Genomic DNA, 17886 nt, shown 5'->3' with positions numbered 1-17886 from the left:
TGGTCGTGGCCGAGCGGCGCACCGAGCAGCGCCGCGGCGGACAGCGCCGCCGTCACCCCGGGTACCCCCACCACGTCGAAGGAGCTGTCGGCCCGCTCCAGGGTGGGGCTGCCCATCGCATACACCCCGGCATCCCCGCTGCCGATCAGAGCGACCGCATGGCCGGCGCGGGCCGCCTCGACCGCCACGGCGGCCCGTGCCTCCTCCGAGCCCAGACCGCTGGCCAGCACCCGCGTGCCTGGTCGGATCAGGTCGGCGACGGAGTCGACGTACTGGTCCAGGCCGACGATCACGCTGGCTCGGGCGAGTTCGCGCGCAGCATACGGGGTGAGCAGGTCCCGGTCCCCCGGGCCGAGGCCGACGATCGCCAGCCGGCCGCGGGGACGATGGCGGGCCACCGCCACGGTCGCATGCGCGCTCGCCCGCTTGGACACGACCAGCTCGGCACTGTCAGTCGCAGCGCCGTCGGCGCCCAGCAGGCTCGCCGCCTCGGCGACACTCGGCGTGCCGACGGCGGCCCGGACCACCTCGGAGGGATGCGGCACGTCGACGGTCGCGAGTAGCGCGGCCGGGTGGAACACCAGCGGCCAGCCCCGGGTGCGGGCTGCCGCGATGAGGCCGGCCTCGTCCCGTTTGGCCTCAACCGTGGCGAGGTGGCGCACGGCCAGCGGCGACAGGCCCGCATCGGCCAGTGCGCGATCGACGAGGTCGAGGATCTCCTGTTCGGGCGCGCCGCGGCTCGCGCCGACTCCGACGATCAGGCTCGGCGGCCGATAAACAACCGTCCGACCGGTGATCGCAGGGTCTGTGATCACGCGATCGGTGATGATGATGGATGGTGCGCTGTCGGGCTGATCGTCGCGTCGGGTCCACAGCGGTGTGCCGAGTTGGCGAACCGTCGCCGGTAGCGGTGGCAGCGGCCAGGTGGCGTCGGCGTACATCGTCACGGGCTCACCGGAGAGCACCGCCGCGCCCACCGTCGCCAGGCGTGAGCCCGGCTCGACCCGTAGCCCCACATCGGCGCCGAACGAGTCGAGTGCCGCTGCGCCCGATGCGTCGCTGGCGGTGGTCACAACGGCGGTCGCGCCCAGCGCGGCGGCGACACGTTCGGCGAGCGCGTTGGCACCACCGCTGTGCCCGCCGACCAGGGCGACCGCCCACCGCCGGGCCTCGTCCACGCAGACCACACCCGGGTCGCTGGCCTTGCCGGTGAGTAGATCAGCCGCGGCGAGCAGCCGCACCGTCGCGCCGGTGGCGAGAAAGCACACGACGCCGGCGCACTCGGTGACCGCGGCGGCGAGCGCCTCGCGGGCCGTGCCGTTGTACACCCGGGCGTCGGGCCAGACCCGGGCGAGCTCCGCAGCGGCGGCGCGTCCGGCCGCGGTCACCGCGACCAGACCGACACCGTGGCGACCGACACCTTCACGATCATCATCCCGGCTAGCGTGGATCATGCTGATTCCCAGTGTGTGCTCCCCACAACAGGACGACCGGGTTGGTCGCCGCGAGCCGTAGCGCACCGTCGGGTAACGGTCGTAGTCGGGCTGCGGCGAGCTGAGTGCCGGCGACGTCGAGACCGGCGCAGGCCAGCGCATCCCAGCTGGGTCGAACCCGGTCGAGGGCGGCCAGGGCGACGACCACGATCCGCCGGGCCCGCCGGGCGCAGGCCGCGACCACCTCCGGTCCGCCACCGCCGACGAACACCGCGTCGGGTGTGGGCAGCTCGGTGAGCGCGTCCGGGGCGGCGCCTTGTATGACCTCGACGGACACCCGGTGCGCGTGCGCGTTCGCCCGGGTGCGTTCACAGGCATCCGTATCGTGGTCGACGGCTATGGCCCCCGCGCCGAGACGGGCGCATTCCACCGCAACCGATCCGCTGCCGGCACCGACGTCCCAGATGAGATCGCCGGGTCCGGGGCCGAGGTGGGCCAGTGCCACCGCCCGCACCTCGGCCTTGCTGATCATCGAGTCGCGATGGGTGAACGCGGCCTCGGGCAACGCCCAGCCCGGTGGTGACGCCCGGCGCGGAAAGATCCATCCAGCCGAGTCGTGATCTTCGGTCGTGGGTCGGTCCGGCGTGACCCGGTCGGTGCCATGGACGTTGGTGTCATGGACGCTGGTGTCCACCACGATGACCACGTTCGGATCTCGCCAGTCGCGACGTGCCGCGGCTTGCGGTGGCGTGCACCAGGTGGTCCGTTCGGTGGGCATCCCGAGATCCTCGGCGACGAACATCCGGCGCGGCAGCGCCGTCAGCGCGGCGCCGAGCATGGCCGGGTCGCCGCCCGGTCCGGTCAGCACGGCCACGCATGGATGGGCGCGGCAGGCGTTGACGGCCCGGTCCAGACGGCGACCGTGCGCGCTGAGTACCAGGGCGTCGTCCCACGGCAGCCCGGCACGCGCGAAGGCGAGGGTGACCGAGGACGTCGCGGGCAGCACCTCGATGTCGAGACGGAGCCGGCGCAGCGCCCGGACGATGCCGAAGAACCCCGGGTCACCGCTGGCCAGGACCACCGCCGGGCCACCGTCGGCGGCCAGGTGGGCGTTCAGTTCAGACAGGCCCGCCGCGACGTTACCAAGGGTGATCGTCGCCACTCCTGTGGCCAGAAGTGGCGCGACCGCATCGAGATGGCGACGCCCGCCGACCACCACCGAGGCGGTGCTCAACGCGTGGACCGCGGCGGCGGTGAGCGGACGCCCGTCCCAGCCGATCACCGTCACCCGATTCACCGTCACCCGATTCACCGTCACGCGGTTCACCGTCACCCGATTCATGGTGTCGACCTGCATGGCCCGACCCATGTCTGTTCCGTCGCGGCGACGCAGGACATCCCGGTGAAGTCGACCATGGCGACCCGGGCCCGCAGACGTCCCTCGGTGAACCGGACGAGAACGCCCGCGACCCGGGCACAGAGCAGGTCGCCGGCTGCCCGCAGCAGGCCGGCGGTCTCCCACAGCTCATGGGCGTGGCGCGCGGTGTTGGCAACGGCGACCGCGGCCACCAGCGCCGCGTCGCCACCGGCGTCCGCGGTGATCCCGGCGAGCAGGTCCGGGGAGACCTTCGACCGGGTGTAGTGCGTCATCAGGATGCCCGCGGCCAGCTTGGTGAGCTTGCCGGCCATGCCGACGAAGACCACGTCGGTCATGCCCACCTCGACCGCGCGGCGCAGGGCCGCTCCGGTGAAGTCGCCGACCTCGACGAAGCACACCTCGGGCAGCGCCGGTAGCAGCCCGATGGCCGCCTTCTCGGTGCGCCCGCCGGTGGCGAGCACGACCGTGCACTGCTGCTGGGCGGCGGCGACCGCCACGGCCTGTTCCACCGAGGCCCGCCATGACGCGGTGGAGAAGGGCCGCACGATGCCGGTGGTGCCGAGGATCGAGATCCCGCCGATGATGCCCAGCCGGGCGTTGGTGGTCCGCCGCGCCATCCGCTCCCCATCCGGCACGCTGATCACCACCCGTAACCCGCGGGTGTCCAGGTCGACGACCTCCGCGACCGACCGTGTGATCATCGATCGGGGCACCGGATTGATCGCCGCTTCGCCGACGGGCAGGCCGAGACCGGGTTTCGTGACGACGCCGATGCCGGTTCCACCGTCGATCTCGATTCCGGTCCGCGTCCGCCAGGTCACCGTCGCGGTCAGGTGTGCGCCGTGGGTGACGTCCGGGTCGTCCCCGGCATCCTTGATCACGACGGCCTCGGCGGTTCGTCCGGCATCGACCACGCACCGCTCGACAGGGAAGGAGATCAGCCCGCCGGCTGGCAGGCTCACGGTGACCGCCCGCTGCACGATCCCGGAGACCAGGGCCGCGCTCGCGGCTTTCGCCGCGGCGGCCGAACACGTCCCGGTGGTCCATCCGGTGCGCAGCGCGTCCGGCCGGACCTTGGCGGTGCGCGGCAGATCAGGCTCACGCAGCGGGACCAGCTGGGGAGCCGGTTCATGGGGGTTCACGCCGGTTGCTCTCCGGCTTCCCGCGGACGGTCGTGGGCCCGGTCGTGGGCCCGGTCATGGGCCCGTAGCGCCACCCGGGCGGTCCGTTCGGCCTTGCGGAACCCGTGAAAATGGCCGGGGTGGTAGAGGTGCGAGCGGGTGCCACCCGCCGCCAGCGCCGGGCCGACCAGCACCAGGGTGTGCTTCCACAGTTTGTGCGCACGGATGGTGGCTGCGAGGTCCGCAAGTGCGCACCGCACGATCAGTTCATCCGGCCAACTCACCCGGTAGGCGATCACACAGGGCGTGTCCGGCGGATAACCACCGTCGGTGAGCTCGTCCTGGAGCTGACCGGATCGGGCCGCCGACAGGAACAGCGCCATCGTCGTGCCGTGCCGCGCGAAACCGGCGATCTCCTCGCCCGCGGGCATCGGGGTCTTGCCGCCGCCGAGCCGGGTCAGGATCACCGACTGTGCCACCTCGGGAATGGTCAGTTCGCGTTGGATGGACGCGGCGGCGGCGGTGAAGCTGCTGACCCCGGGCACGATCGCGGTGGCGAGCCCGAGTGCGGCGCAGACCTCCAGCTGCTCCTGCACCGCTCCCCACAGCGCCGGGTCGCCGGAGTGGATCCGGGCCACGGCAAGCCCGTCACGCGCTGCCCGCAGGTAGACGTCCCGGACGCCTTCGAGCGGTAGTCCGGCCGAGTCGATGATCTCGGCGTCGTCGCGGGCGTGGGCGAGCACGTCCGGGTGCACCAGTGAGGACGCCCAGATGACCACATCCGCCTCGCTGATCATCCGTGCGCCGCGCAGGGTGAGCAGGTCCGCGGCGCCGGGGCCGGCCCCGACGAACGTCACCCGGCCGCGTGGCGCTGGTGTGGCCCCGGCCGCTGTTTCGGTCAGGTCGGCCACTGTCGCCTCCGGGTTGAGATCACCGTGGACAGGTAGGGGCCGGGCTGGTCGCGGGGCAGCTCGCCCGCCTGGCGGACGTCGCAGTCCGCCAGGCCCAGCGAAGCGCCGTAGACGGCTGTGCCGCCCGTGCCGCCCGTGCCGGTCGCGTCACCTGTGCCGGTCGCGTCACCTGTGCCGCCGAGCCGGTCGGCTTCGGCGAGGATGTCGAGGACCTGCGGCAGCGCCCGGCCGCCCTTGTAGGCGATGACCGTGTCGTGGTCGGCCACGGCCCGCCGGTAGGCGTCCACCCCGGCGGTCAGCGGCAGCAGCGCCACCGTCTCGGTGCCCACCGCCAGCACCGTGCCGGACCGGGCGGCGAGATCCTGCAGCGCCATGATGCCGGGAACGGTCTCGACGACGACGTCGGGTAGCAGTGCCCGCACCCGGGCGGCCAGCGTGGTGAAGGTCGAGTAGACGTTGGGGTCGCCGATCGTGGCGAACGCGACGACTCCCCCCCGGCTGTCCCCCGGGCTCCCTCCCGGACGGCTTCCCGACTGCGCGCGCAGCGCCTGGGCGACCACCCCGGCCGGGGTGTCGTAGTCGGCGTCGCCGGTCATCCGGAACGGCAGACGGCGAATCCGGTCATGGGTGACGTGTGCACGCACGGTTGCCTCGGCCCGCCCCGGCGGCGGCGTTCCCTCGCTCACCGGGACGAACACGACATCGGCCCGCTCCAGGACACCGACCGCCTTGACCGTGATCAGGTCCGGATCGCCGGGACCCACACCGACCCCGATCAGACGGCTGCCCGTCCGTACGCGGTCGCCCGCCGGAGCAGGCTGCGCGTCCATCCCGCCTGTCCTGTCCATCCCGCCTATGCCGTCCATTGCGGCCCTCTCACCTGCCGTGCCTGCCGTGCCGCCGCGACGAACCGTGCGGCCACGCCGGGTACACCCGCCCAGTGCAGATGCAGGTAGGATGCGTGGACCCCGCCGTGCACGAAGCCTTCGGTCCGCTCGTCGGGCTCGTCGCCTGCTGGGCGGCCGCCGATCTGCCAGGCAGAGCGTGCCGTCCGGTGCTGGGTGGTCAATACCGATGTGCGGTGGAACTCGTGCGCGGTCACCGGGGTGCCGGCTTCGGCGATCGGGTTGTCGCAGGCGGCCACGGCTCGGCGGTAACCAAGAGTGAGCCGAGGGCTCATAGCGGTGTCGACGTCGAGAACCCCGCACATCGGATGTCCGTCCAGGGATCGGGCGAGGTAGAGCAGGCCCGCGCACTCGGCGCTGACCGGCGCGCCCCTTCCCGCCAGTGCCGCCACGTCGGCGCGCAGGGCCGCATTCGCGGCGAGCTCGGGTGCGTGTTCCTCCGGGAATCCCCCACCGATGATCAATCCGTCGCAGCCTGTTGGAAGATTCTCGTCACGCAGCGGATCGACGGTGACCACCTCTGCTCCCGCGGCGAGCAGCAGCTCACCCTGCTCGGCATAACCGAAAGTGAACGCCGGCCCGCCCGTGACCGCGATCCGCACCGGCCGGCCCACCGCTGATACCGCCGGCACCGCCGGCACCGCCGACTCAACGTCATGAATTATGTCGGATGGCGACCAGGGTGCCACGTTCAGTGCTGGTGCCGACCGGGCGAGGGCGAGCACGGCATCAAGATCGCATGATGCGGCGACCAGCGTGCCGAGCGCGGCGACAGCCTGCGCCGCCGCGGACGCGCGTTCGGCCGCGGGCACCAGCCCGAGATGCCGGGACGGCACCGCGGCCCGATCGTCGCGGCGCAGCACGCCCAGCACGGCGATGCCGAGACCCGCGACCGCGTCCCGCAACAGCCGTTCGTGGCCGGGCGAACCGACCCGGTTGAACACCACTCCGCCCAGGCGTACCCGCTCGTCCCAGGTGGCGAAGCCGTGCACGGTCGCGGCCACCGAGCGGCCCACCGCGGACGCGTCGACCACCAGCACGACCGGGGCGCCGGTCAGCCGGGCCACATGGGCGGCCGAGGCGAAGTCGGCGGGCTGACCGGCTTCGGGCACCGACACCCCGTCGAACAGGCCCATCACGCCTTCCACGATGGCGATGTCGGCGTTGCGCGCGCCGTGGGCGAACAGCGGTGCGATCCGATGCTCCCCGCACAGCACGGCGTCGAGGTTGCGGCCGGGGCGCCTGCTGGCGATGGTGTGATAGGTCGGGTCGATGTAGTCGGGCCCGACCTTGTGCGGGGACACCCGCAGGCCGCGGGCGGTGAACGCGGCCATCAGCCCGGTCGCCACCGTGGTCTTGCCGGCGCCGCTGGCCGGGGCGGCGATCACCAGCCGCGGTGGCAGCGGGACAGGCGGGGCTACCATTCGATCCCCCGTTGGCCCTTCTGCCCGGCGTCCATCGGATGCTTCACCTTGGTCATCTCGGTGACCAGGTCGGCGGCGTCGATCAGCGCGGGCGGGGCGGCGCGCCCGGTGACGACGACATGCTGGCGTCCCGGACGGGTACGCAGCACCTCGATGACCTCGTCGGTGTCGATCCATCCCCACTTCAGCGGGTAGGTCAGCTCGTCGAGGACGTAGAGCCGGTAGGTCTGGGCGGCCAGGTCCCGGCGGATCTGCGCCCAGCCCTCCCGGGCGGCCTCGGCGGGGTCGGCGGCGGGGTCGATCCGGGCCTGCACCCAGCTCCATCCCTCGCCCATCTTGTGCCAGGTGATGTCCCCGCCCTCGCCGCCGGCGGCCAGGGTGCGCAGTGCCCGTTCCTCCCCGATCCGCCATTTCGCGGACTTGACGAACTGGAACACCCCGACGTCCCAGCCCTGCGCCCAGCCGCGCAGCGCGAGCCCGAACGCCGCGGTCGACTTCCCCTTGCCCTCACCCGTGTGGACGATCAGCAGTGCCCTGTCCCGGCGCGCCCGGGTCGTCAGGCCGTCGTCGGGCACGACGGATGGCTGTCCCTGTGGCATGGCTAGGCAGCCCTGCGCCGGCTGGTCGCGCGGCTGGTCGCGGCCGCCAGCGCGTCGATCGGGATGGTCGTGCCGCCGAGCGCGGTCGCGAGGCGGTCGGCCAGGCCCAGGCGCACATACCCGCTCTCGCAGTCGACGACGATGCTCGCCAGGCCGCGACGAGCCAGCGCCCGCGCGGGGGTGAGCGGGTCCGGCCCGGCGGTGGCACGGCCGTCGGTGACGACGATCAGCAGCGGACGTCGGTCCGGGTCGCGGCGGCGTTCGGCCGCGAGGACCTCGCCGGCGCGGGTAAGCCCGGCTGCCAGCGGGGTCCGCCCGCCAGTCGGCAGGGACGCGAGCCGCGCCGCGCCCACCTCCACACTCGATGTCGGGGGGAGGACGAGATCGGCGCCGGAACCCCTGAAAGTGATCATTCCGACCCGGTCGCGGCGCTGGTAGGCGTCGAGCAGGAGGGACAGCACGGCGGTGGTGACCGTACGCATGCGGGCGCGGGCGGCCATCGAACCGCTGGCGTCCACCAGGAACAGGACCAGGTTGCCCTCACGTCCCGCCCGGACCGCACCGCGCCGGTCGCCGGGACGTAGTGCGAGCCCCGGGCCTACCCGCCCGCGGGCGTGCTGCCAGGGCGCGGCTGCCCGCAGGGTCGCCAGCAGGTGCAGGCCGGGTGCGTCCGGGGAGCTCGTGACGACCGCGCCGTGCGAGGTGCGGGCGCGTGAGCGGCGGCCGGGCGCGCCCAGCGGCGTTCCGGTGTCTGGGATCTCCAGCCGGCGCGGGCGGAACGACGGGCCGGGCGTGCCGGCACGTCGCTCCTGGCGCCCCTGCCCCTGCCCCGCCGTGGCGCGGTATTCCCCGGCATCCTGTTCCGGGGCATCGTGTTCCGCGGAACGCGGGGATGGGACGACATCCGACTCGGCCGTCCGCTCCGCTGTCGTTTCCGGCCCGCTGGACGTCGGCCCGCTGGACGTCGGCCCGCCGCGTCCACCACCGCCACCACCGCCACCGGGCGACGGGGGGCGATCCGGGTCCATGTCCGGGTCCATGTCCGGGTCAAGGTCGGGGTCCGGACCGGTGGGGGACTCCTCCGCGTGCTCGTCCAACGCCTTGGTCAGGGCGTCTTCGTCCAGGCCGGGCGCGTCGAACGGGCCACGGCGGCAGCGGTGCGGCAGGGCCAGGCGGGCGGCCCGGCGGACGTCGTCGGCGTCGACGGTCTCCCGGCCCTCCCAGGCGGCCAGCGCGATCGCGGTGCGTGCCACGACCACGTCCGCGCGCATCCCGTCCACGTCGAACGCCGCACACACCGCGGTGACCTGGCGCAGTGCGGAGTCGGGCAGTTCGACAGCGGGCAGCCGGTCGCGGGCGGTGGCGATCCGGGCGGCCAGGGCGGTCTCCTGCACCGCCCAGCGAACGGCGAAGGCGTCGGGGTCGGCGTCGTAGGCCAGCCTGCGACGCACCACCTCGGCCCGCACCGGCGGCTGTCGGCTGGCGGCGACCTCGACGGTCAGTCCGAAGCGGTCCAGCAACTGCGGGCGCAGCTCACCTTCTTCGGGGTTCATCGTCCCGACCAGCAGGAAGCGGGCTGCATGGCGCACCGACACCCCGTCACGTTCCACGTGGGCGACACCGAGGGCGGCCGCGTCCAGCAGCAGGTCGACGAGATGGTCGTGCAGGAGGTTGACCTCGTCGACGTAGAGCAGGCCGCGATGGGCGGCGGCGAGCAACCCCGGCCGCAGCGAGGTGACGCCTTCGGCGAGCGCCCGGTCGAGGTCGATCGCTCCGGTGACCCTGTCCTCGGAGGCGCCGACCGGCAGCTCCACCAGGCGCGCCGCCCGGGTGCTCGGCCGCGCCTCCGGTGGATGCGGGCCGTCCGGGCAGTCGGGGTCGACCGCGGCCGGGTCACAGGAGAACCGGCAGCCGGTTACCACGTTCACCGGTGGGAGCAACGCGGCGAGCCCTCGGACCGCGGTCGACTTGGCCGTGCCCTTCTCGCCGCGGACGAGGACCCCGCCGATCGCCGGGGACACCGCGTTGAGGACGAGCGCGAGCCGCAGATCGTCCATGCCCACCACCGCGGACAACGGGTAGGCCGTCATCGTGCCCTGTGCCGGTGTGCGCCGGACTCCGTATCGATCACGAGCCGGCCGATCACGAGCCGGCGGGCGTGCGTTGGCATACCGCGGTCCTCCCTCGGGTTTCCTCGCCCTCGGTAACGGTGCGGACGGCCGGAGTATCCTGACTTCCGGATCAGCGCGCCCCCTCGGCCTTCCAACCGCTCTCGCGGCCGTGACGTACGGTGAGGGGTTGCTCCCCGGTGACAGTGGCGGGACCGCGCCGGATTCCCACCGGCTTCCTCCACTGCCGTCGCGTTCCTCAGCATGGCACACCTACGGTCATAGCGACGGTCCGACGGGTTATCCTTCGCGGCTTTCAAGGCCGCCTGCAAGGCCGCCCGCAACGCCGCCTTCAAGGTCACCTTCGAGCTCCAGGTAGGTCTGGCGGAGTCCGTCGATGGTGGTGGCGTCGGGTTTTTCCCACAGGCCGCGGTCGGCGGCTTCCAGCAGGCGTTCAGCGATGCCGCGCAGCGCCCACGGATTGGACGTTTGCATGAAGTCGCGGGTTTCGGGGTCGAACACATAGGAGGCGGCCAACGACTCGTACATCCAGTCCTGCACGACACCCGCGGTCGCGTCATAGCCGAACAGGTAGTCGACGGTCGCCGCCAGTTCGAACGCGCCCTTGTAACCGTGGCGGCGCATCGCCGCGATCCAGCGCGGATTCACCACCCGGGCCCGGAACACCCGGTGGGTCTCCTCCTGCAACGTGCGGGTCTTCACCGCGTCCGGCATGGCGCTGTCCCCCACGTAGGCCGCCGGTGACGCGCCCGTGAGCGCGCGGACCGCCGCGACCATCCCGCCGTGGTACTGAAAGTAGTCGTCGGAGTCGACCAGGTCGTGCTCGCGGGTGTCCTGATTCTTCACGGCCACCTGGATGCGACGGAACGCCTGCTCCATGTCGGCTCGGGCCTCCCGCCCGTCGAGGTCGCGGCCGTAGGCGTAGCCGCCCCACACCGCGTACACCTCGGCAAGGTCGGCGTCCGAACGCCACTCGCGCGAGTCGATCAGGGGCAGGAGACCGGCGCCGTAGGCCCCCGGCTTCGACCCGAAGATACGGGTCGTGGCCCGCCGCCGGTCACCGGGAGCGGCGCGCAGATCGGCTCGCACGTGGGCGGCGAGTGCGTTGTCGGCATCCGCCTCCTCGTCGAGGGCCGCGACGGTGCTCACCGCGTCGTCGAGCAGCGTGACAATGTGGGGGAAGGCATCCCGGAAGAAGCCGGAGATCCGCACGACCACGTCCACCCGCGGCCGGCCGAGCTCGGCAAGCGGTACCACCTCGAAGCCGGTGACCCGCCGGGACGCGTCGTCCCAGGTCGGCCGGCAGCCGAGCAGCGCCAGCACTTCCGCAATGTCGTCACCTTGCGTACGCATCGCGGACGTGCCCCAGACGGTCAGTCCCACCGAGGACGGATAGCTCCCGGTGTCGGCGAGGTGGCGGGCGAGCAGCGAGTCGGCGAGTGCGCGGCCGGTCTCCCAGGCCAGTCTGGACGGGATCGCCTTCGGATCGACCGAGTAGAAGTTCCGCCCGGTCGGCAGTACGTTGACCAGCCCGCGGGTGGGTGACCCCGACGGCCCCGGCGGCACGAACCCGCCACCGAGCGCCCGGAGTACGGCAGTGATCTCGTCCGGGGTGCGGTCCAGGCGCGGCACCACCTCGGACGCGGCGAACACCAGCACCTTCTCGACCTCGGCGTTGTTCGCTGACCCGGTGCTGTTCGCTGACCCGAGGACGTCCGCGCACACCCCGGACGCGGCGGCCGGATCCCAGCCGGCGGCGTCCATCCCGGTGACGAGCGCGCGGGCTGTCGTCTCGAATTCGTCCACCTCGACCCGCCCGGCCCTGCCGCCCTCGACATGGCCGAGCGCGGCTCGCAGCCCCGGCAGCGCCCGGGCGGTCCCGCCCCACACCTGCGACGCCCGCAGGATCGCGAGCACCAGGTTCACCCGCGCCGCACCGGCCGGGGCCTGGCCGAGAATGTGCAGGCCGTCGCGGATCTGGGTGTCCTTGACCTCGCACAGGTAGCCGTCGACGTGCAGCAGGAAGTCGTCGAAGGCGTCGTCGCCCGGGCGTTGGTCCAAGCCCAGGTCGTGATGGAGTTGCGCGGCCTGGATCAACGTCCAGATCTGCGCCCGCACAGCCGGCAGTTTGGCCGGGTCGAGCGCGGCGAGTGTCGCGTGCTCGTCGAGGAGCTGCTCCAGTTTGGCCATGTCGCCGTAGGTGTCGGCGCGTGCCATCGGCGGCACCAGATGGTCGACGATTACCGCGTGTGCGCGGCGTTTCGCCTGGGTGCCCTCGCCCGGGTCGTTGACCAGGAACGGGTAGACCAGCGGCAGGTCACCGAGGACGGCGTCCGGGGCGCAGCCGGCGGACAGCCCGAGCCCCTTGCCCGGCAGCCACTCCAACGTCCCGTGTTTACCCAGGTGCACGACCGCGTCCGCGCCGAACTCGGAATCCAGCCAGCGGTAGGCGGCCAGATAATGGTGGGACGGCGGCAGGTCCGGGTCGTGGTAGATCGCCACCGGATTCTCCCCGAAGCCCCGCGGTGGCTGGATCATGAGCAGGATGTTGCCGAAGCGCAGCGCTGCGAGAACGATCGCCGGTTCGCGGCCCTCGTCGACATACAGGGTGCCGGGTGGGTCACCCCAGTGCCGGACCATCGCATCCCGCAGGCTCGCCGGCAGGGCGTCGAACCAGCGTCGGTAGACCGAGGCGGGTACCCGGGCCGGCGCGGCCGCGAGCTGCTCCTCGCTGAGCCATTCCACGTCGTGCCCGCCGGCTGCGATCAACGTGTGGATGAGGGTGTCCCCGTCGGAGAGCGCTGTGGGTCCGTTCTGACCATCCGCCGCCACAGGTTCGGGGTCTCCCAGGTCGTAACCGGCCGCGCGCAGCGCGTCCAGCAACCGGATCGCGGACGCCGGGGTGTCCAGGCCGACGGCGTTACCGACCCGGGCGTGCTTCGTCGGGTACGACGACAGCACCAACGCGATCTTCTTCTCGCTGGCCGGGACGTGTCGCAGCCGGGCCAGGCGCGCGGCGATCCCGGCGAGCCGGGCCGCGCGTTCGGGGTCGGCCGTGTACACCGGCACTCCGTCCGCACCGGATTCCTTGAACGAGAACGGCACGGCGATGATCCGGCCGTCGAACTCGGGGATCGCGACCTGCATGGCCGCGTCCATCGGTGTCACGCCCGCGTCGCCCGCCGCCCATTGCGCACGCGACGAGGTCAGGCACAGCCCCTGCACCACGGGCACGTCCAGGGTGGCGAGTGCACCGACGTCCCACGCCTGGTCATCCCCGCCTGCGGACGCATCCGACGGTCGGGTGCCACCGGCGGCGAGCACGGTCACCACCAGCGCGTCGACCCCGGCGAGCAGACCCAGGACGCCGTCAACCCGGCCGGCTGCATCCAGGTTGCTTGCATCCAGGCCGCGCAGGGACGGGGCGAACACCGGGTGGGCATTGGCCCCGCGGGCCTCCAACGCGTCGCACAGTGTGTCCACGAACGCAGTGTTGCCGGACGTGGCGTGCGCCCGGTAGAACACGACCCCGACCGTTGGACGGTCGGGCCTGCGCATCCGCGTGCCATGCACCCCGGCGGCGGGCATCGCCGCGGGCGGCGCGAAACCGAACCCGGTGAGCAGCAGGGTGTCGGCAAGGAAGCGGTACAGCTCGGCGAGGTTCGCGGTGCCGCCCTCAGCCAGGTATCCCAGCGTCGCCGTGGCAACACCGGCCGGTACGGTGGAACGTCCCATGAGTTCGGCGTCGGGCACCGCTTCCCCGCCGAGTACCACCGTCGGGCGGCCCGCGGCGAGCGTCGCGGCCAGCCCGTCCGGCCAGGCCCGCACCCCCCCGAGCAGCCGGACGACCACCACGGCTGCGCCGTCGAGCAGCGTGGCGATGTCCTCGGTGGCGCTGTCGGTGGCGGCGAGCCGGGCCGGGTTGGCCACCCGCCACGGCATCCCGCTGGCACGAGCGGCCAGTAGCTCGGTGTCCGCCGTGGACAGCAGGACGATCGTGGGTTCGACGATCGTGGGTTCGTCGCCGGCGGACATTTTTAGGGCGCTCCCGGTGGTACGAAGGGAAGGGTGGACGGTGGGCCGCTGTCCAGGAGCGCGCGGACGGCGGCGGTGTCGAGGTGGTCGGCGATCAGATCGCCGAGCGCGTCGAGCCGGCGCTGGCGGACATCGGCGAAGCAGGTGGCAGCCGGGGTGAACGAGCGTCCGGCCCGGGTCGCCACGTCGATGAGCAACGCCCGGCGGAACTCGTCGTTCTCCAACAGCCCATGCCAGCTGGTGCCGGCCACCGCGCCGACGCGGATGCCGTCCGCGGCGAACGGCTCACCGCCGTCGCCGTCCACGGTCAGCCGGCCGTGGCGGATCTCATAGCCGGTGACCGCGAGTCCCTCGGCGCTCATGCCGGCGCGCCGGCCGAGCAGTTTGTCCCGGGCGAACGTGGTGGTCACCGGTAGCAGGCCGAGGCCGTTCACCGTCCCGGTACCGGACTCGACCGGATCGTGGATGTGCCGGCCGAGCATCTGGTATCCGCCGCAGATCCCGAGGACCGGCCGGCCATCGGCCGCGCGTGCCCGCAGTGTCGCGTCCAGGCCGCATCCGCGCAGCCAGGCCAGGTCCGCCACGGTCGCGCGCGTCCCGGGTATGACGACCAGGTCGGCGTCGAGGAGGTCGGCGGGTCGGGTCGCGAACGCCACAACCACCCCGGGTTCGGCCCGCAGCGGGTCGATGTCGGTGACGTTGGACAGCCGCGGCAACCGGATCACCGCCACCCGCAGGAACTCCCCCTTGCTCGCCTCCGCGGCCGGCACTTCGGTCGGCACTTCGGCCGGCGGGAGTTCGCCGGGGTACGAGGCGAGATCGAGGGAATCCTCGACATCCAGCCACAGCCCGGACCGCCACGGCAGCACCCCGTGCACGGGACGCCCGGTGAGCCGCTCAAGCTGACGCAGGCCGGGTTCGAGCAGCCGTGGGTCGCCGCGGAACTTGTTGATGATCCATCCTGCGATCAGTGCCTGGTCGGCCGCGTCGAGCAGGGCCAGGGTGCCGAACAGCGCGGCGAACACCCCGCCCCGGTCGATGTCGCCGACGACCAGCACCGGCAGGTTCGCGGCCCGTGCCAGCCCCATGTTCGCGATGTCGGTGTCCCGCAGGTTGATCTCCGCGGGTGAGCCGGCCCCCTCACAGATCACTGCGTCGAACCGGGCGCGCAGGTCGGCCAGGCAGTCCGCGACGACCGCGGCCAGATGCGCCTTGTGCGGACGGTAACTCAACGCGTCCACCTCGGCGACCGGACGGCCGAGAACGATGAGCTGGCTGTGTCGGTCGTCGCCGGGTTTGAGTAGGACCGGGTTCATCGCCGCCTCCGGCTCGACCCCGGCGGCGGCGGCCTGCATCGCCTGGGCACGGCCGATCTCGGCGCCATCCGCCGTCACGACGGAGTTCAGCGCCATGTTCTGGGCCTTGAACGGCGCGACCCGCAGGCCTTGCCGGGCCAGCCATCGGCACAGACCGGCGGTGACGACGCTCTTGCCCGCGTCCGATGTCGTCCCGGCAACCAGCAGTGCGCCTCCAGTCACCTTTTGTTCCGTCGACGCGCCCGGCCTGACGTCCACGCTGACCGGACGGCTGACCGGGCCGCCGACCTGGTGACCGACGCTCCTGCGGCGACACCCGCTGACAGGATGAGCGCGCTGGCGCTGACCGCGGCGGACAGGACCGCGGCTCGCTCCAGGTCGGCGGGCTGGGCGGTGCGGCCGTATCCCATCACCGGCCGGTGTTCGACTCCGTGGTGGTAACGCAACGTCCCGCCCAGGCGCAGCCCGAGCGCACCGGCGAAGGCCGCCTCCACCTGACCGGCGTTCGGACTCGGATGGCTCGCGCCGTCGCGGCGCATCACCCAGTAGGCGTCAACGGGCGAGCCGCCGACGACCGGTGCACACGCACATGCCAGTAGCCCCGCGACCCGGGAAGGTAGGAGGTTTGCGAAATCGTCCAGGCGGGCTGAGGCCCAGCCGAAGCGGGCGTGGCGGCTGCTGCGGTAGCCGACCATGGCGTCCAGAGTATTGATCGCCCGGTAGCCGAGCAGGCCGGGAACGCCACCGACGGCTCCCCAGATCAGCGGTCCGACGACCGCGTCCGAGGTGTTCTCGGCAAGAGATTCGACCCCGGCGCGGGAGAGGCCGGCCGTGTCCAGGACGGCCGGATCCCGCCCGCACAGCGCCGGCAGACGGCTTCGGGCCGCGGCCACATCGCCGCGGGCGAGGTCACTGCCGAGTCGGCGGCCGTGGCGGCGCAGGGACGTCCCGCCGAGGACCGTCCACGTGGCCGCCGCGGTCAATGCCGCCGATGTCGCGCGTTGACAGCCAAACCGACGCCCGGCCCTGGCCACGCCGGTGCGCGCCAGAGCGCCGAGCACGACCGTGCCGCCAGCGAGTACGGAGGTGTAGGCCAGACCAGCGGCCCGGCTGTCGTGGTAGAGCAACCGTTCGGCATGGTCGGCAACGGTGCCGAAGGCGGCTACCGGGTGCATCCGCGCCGGGTCGGCGAGAACGACATCGAGTGCGGCGCCGGCCAGCAAGCCGGCGGCGCGGACCCATCCGGGCATGTGCATCCCCCGCGACGTGTGGCTGGAGATCGACTTTTCATCGCCGGCGGCCTGGCGGTGTGGCCGGGTACTCAGCGTCAGGAGGAACTCCAACCGGTTTCCTCCGTGTCCCTCGCGTGTCCATCGGCTGGGGCTTGGTGCATCGGCTGGGCCTGATGAGCAGAACAGATCCCCCGGCTCCCGGTCAAGTGCACCAACCTGCCACGGCCGAACCACCCGTCCGCTCCCTCACTCCCGGGCTACCTGGCCGGTGACCGCAACGATGCGTTCGTCGACTCCGGCACGCCAGGGTCTGGCCTGCGCTTTCTGGTCTCGGCGAGAACACTGGTGTCCAGCAGATAGTTCATCCGCCGGTACCAACGTCGCTCTCCCTGGGAAAGTCCTTTTTGCGCGCGACCTCGATCTCGTCCATAACGGAAACGACGTCGCCATCAAAGTACGGCGGGCCGAGAAGGAGATCGATGAGGTTCTTGTTCGGCGCAGTCAGCCTTCGATATTCATTGATGTCGATGACGACCGCGATCTCCTCGCCATGCCGGGTGATGGTCTGTGGACCGTCGTTTTGCGCGGCGCGAAGCACCTCGCTGAAGCGTTGTCTTGCTTCTTGAACCTGCCAACTCATCACGGCCTCCAACATCAACCACCGGATAGTCCGTGTATACAGGTTAGATTCTGCCTTGCCAGTTCATCGGTCGACTCGCCCGGTGTAATGGGACCTGATCCGACCCCAGTGCGTCTTCGTTCAGGGTGTGCAGTTCCTGGGTTGGTCCTGGCCGGCGACCTTGAAGTCGTTGCAGGTCATGAACCGATCGTTGTGGCGGCCTGTCAGCCATCCGGCCGCGGCGACGAGGGCTGTCATCACTATCAGGACGGCAAGCGGCCGACCCCTGAGTGTTTCCAACGAAGGTACGACAACGCGTGCGAGCAGCAGTAGGACGCACGGGACGGATGTTGCACCGATGATGACGCCCAGCGCCATAAGGATCGGTGATGACTCCGCCGCGGTGAGCGAACCGGTCACGCTCAGGGCGAGGACCGTCCAGATAGCCGGTGCGGCGAGCAGAATCCGTCCCGACACGGCCGGGATCCTGACTCCACGGGGGGATTCATGGGGCGCAAGGAAACTGGCGCCGAACGCGATGGTGCTGGCGACCACGACAGCGTAGACGTCCTCGTAGAACACCGTGTTGTACGCGCCGAGGTTGAAAGCCACCCGCCAGGTGATCAGCCCGAGTGTGATCGCCGCGACGAGGAAGCTGCGATAGCGGGCAGCGTGTTGGTCGACCGACATCACGGGACGCCTCCGAATAGATTCTGGTCGGGGTCGTCCCGTGTGCCGGGGCCGTCCCGTGTGTTGTGGAGGGTGCGGCGGTAGGGGTTGCGCC

Annotated in this window: 13 protein-coding genes and 1 riboswitch; all 13 genes read right to left on the bottom strand. The window is 72.0% G+C overall.

Translation table 11 applies throughout. The annotated features are described in order from the left end of the window. The coding region (locus U9977_RS03895; protein WP_322747772.1) for a cobalamin biosynthesis protein at positions 1–1454 on the bottom strand (1454 nt) is incomplete at its 3' end. Further along, on the bottom strand, positions 1441–2751 hold the full coding sequence (gene cbiE / locus U9977_RS03890; RefSeq protein WP_322747771.1) for a precorrin-6y C5,15-methyltransferase (decarboxylating) subunit CbiE: 1311 nt from the start codon (positions 2749–2751) through the stop codon (positions 1441–1443). The genes U9977_RS03895 and cbiE, both read right to left, overlap by 14 nt. 20 nt (positions 2752–2771) lie before the next feature. After that, complete coding sequence (locus U9977_RS03885) at positions 2772–3953, bottom strand: cobalt-precorrin-5B (C(1))-methyltransferase (protein ID WP_322747770.1); 1182 nt, start codon at positions 3951–3953, stop codon at positions 2772–2774. Beyond that, on the bottom strand, positions 3950–4843 hold the full coding sequence (gene cobM / locus U9977_RS03880) for a precorrin-4 C(11)-methyltransferase (RefSeq protein WP_322747769.1): 894 nt from the start codon (positions 4841–4843) through the stop codon (positions 3950–3952). Before cobM ends, U9977_RS03885 begins: the two co-directional genes overlap by 4 nt. Further along, entirely contained in the window at positions 4831–5673 is an 843-nt protein-coding gene (cobI, locus tag U9977_RS03875) for a precorrin-2 C(20)-methyltransferase (RefSeq protein ID WP_322747768.1), read from the bottom strand. Before cobI ends, cobM begins: the two co-directional genes overlap by 13 nt. A 23-nt stretch (positions 5674–5696) precedes the next feature. Next, positions 5697–7172, bottom strand: coding sequence for a cobyrinate a,c-diamide synthase (locus tag U9977_RS03870; RefSeq protein WP_322747767.1), 1476 nt, complete (start codon positions 7170–7172; stop codon positions 5697–5699). Next, positions 7166–7771, bottom strand: a complete 606-nt coding sequence (gene cobO, locus U9977_RS03865) for a cob(I)yrinic acid a,c-diamide adenosyltransferase (RefSeq protein ID WP_322747766.1) — start codon at positions 7769–7771, stop codon at positions 7166–7168. Before cobO ends, U9977_RS03870 begins: the two co-directional genes overlap by 7 nt. 2 nt (positions 7772–7773) lie before the next feature. Continuing rightward, positions 7774–9861 carry a VWA domain-containing protein gene (locus U9977_RS03860; RefSeq protein WP_322747765.1) on the bottom strand — a complete coding sequence of 696 codons (2088 nt, stop codon included), beginning with the start codon at positions 9859–9861 and terminating at the stop codon, positions 7774–7776. Between the two features lie 132 nt (positions 9862–9993). After that, positions 9994–10121: riboswitch (cobalamin riboswitch) on the bottom strand. A 58-nt stretch (positions 10122–10179) separates the two neighbouring features. Further along, entirely contained in the window at positions 10180–13935 is a 3756-nt protein-coding gene (gene cobN, locus U9977_RS03855) for a cobaltochelatase subunit CobN (protein WP_322747764.1), read from the bottom strand. A gap of 2 nt (positions 13936–13937) precedes the next feature. Continuing rightward, positions 13938–15473, bottom strand: coding sequence for a cobyric acid synthase (locus U9977_RS03850; RefSeq protein ID WP_322747763.1), 1536 nt, complete (start codon positions 15471–15473; stop codon positions 13938–13940). Then, entirely contained in the window at positions 15470–16501 is a 1032-nt protein-coding gene (locus tag U9977_RS03845) for a cobalamin biosynthesis protein (protein ID WP_322747802.1), read from the bottom strand. Before U9977_RS03845 ends, U9977_RS03850 begins: the two co-directional genes overlap by 4 nt. 343 nt (positions 16502–16844) lie before the next feature. Next, positions 16845–17123 (bottom strand): type II toxin-antitoxin system Phd/YefM family antitoxin, encoded by a 279-nt coding sequence (locus U9977_RS03840; protein ID WP_322747762.1) that lies wholly within the window; start codon positions 17121–17123, stop codon positions 16845–16847. Between the two features lie 120 nt (positions 17124–17243). Then, complete coding sequence (locus tag U9977_RS03835) at positions 17244–17792, bottom strand: hypothetical protein (RefSeq protein ID WP_322747761.1); 549 nt, start codon at positions 17790–17792, stop codon at positions 17244–17246. Positions 17793–17886: the final 94 nt, after the last annotated feature.

It is taken from the genome of Protofrankia sp. Cas8, from assembly GCF_963555845.1.
In the GTDB taxonomy this organism is placed as follows: domain Bacteria; phylum Actinomycetota; class Actinomycetes; order Frankiales; family Frankiaceae; genus Protofrankia.
Note: the sequence above shows the minus strand (reverse complement) of the source record. Positions and strands in the feature narration are given on the sequence as shown.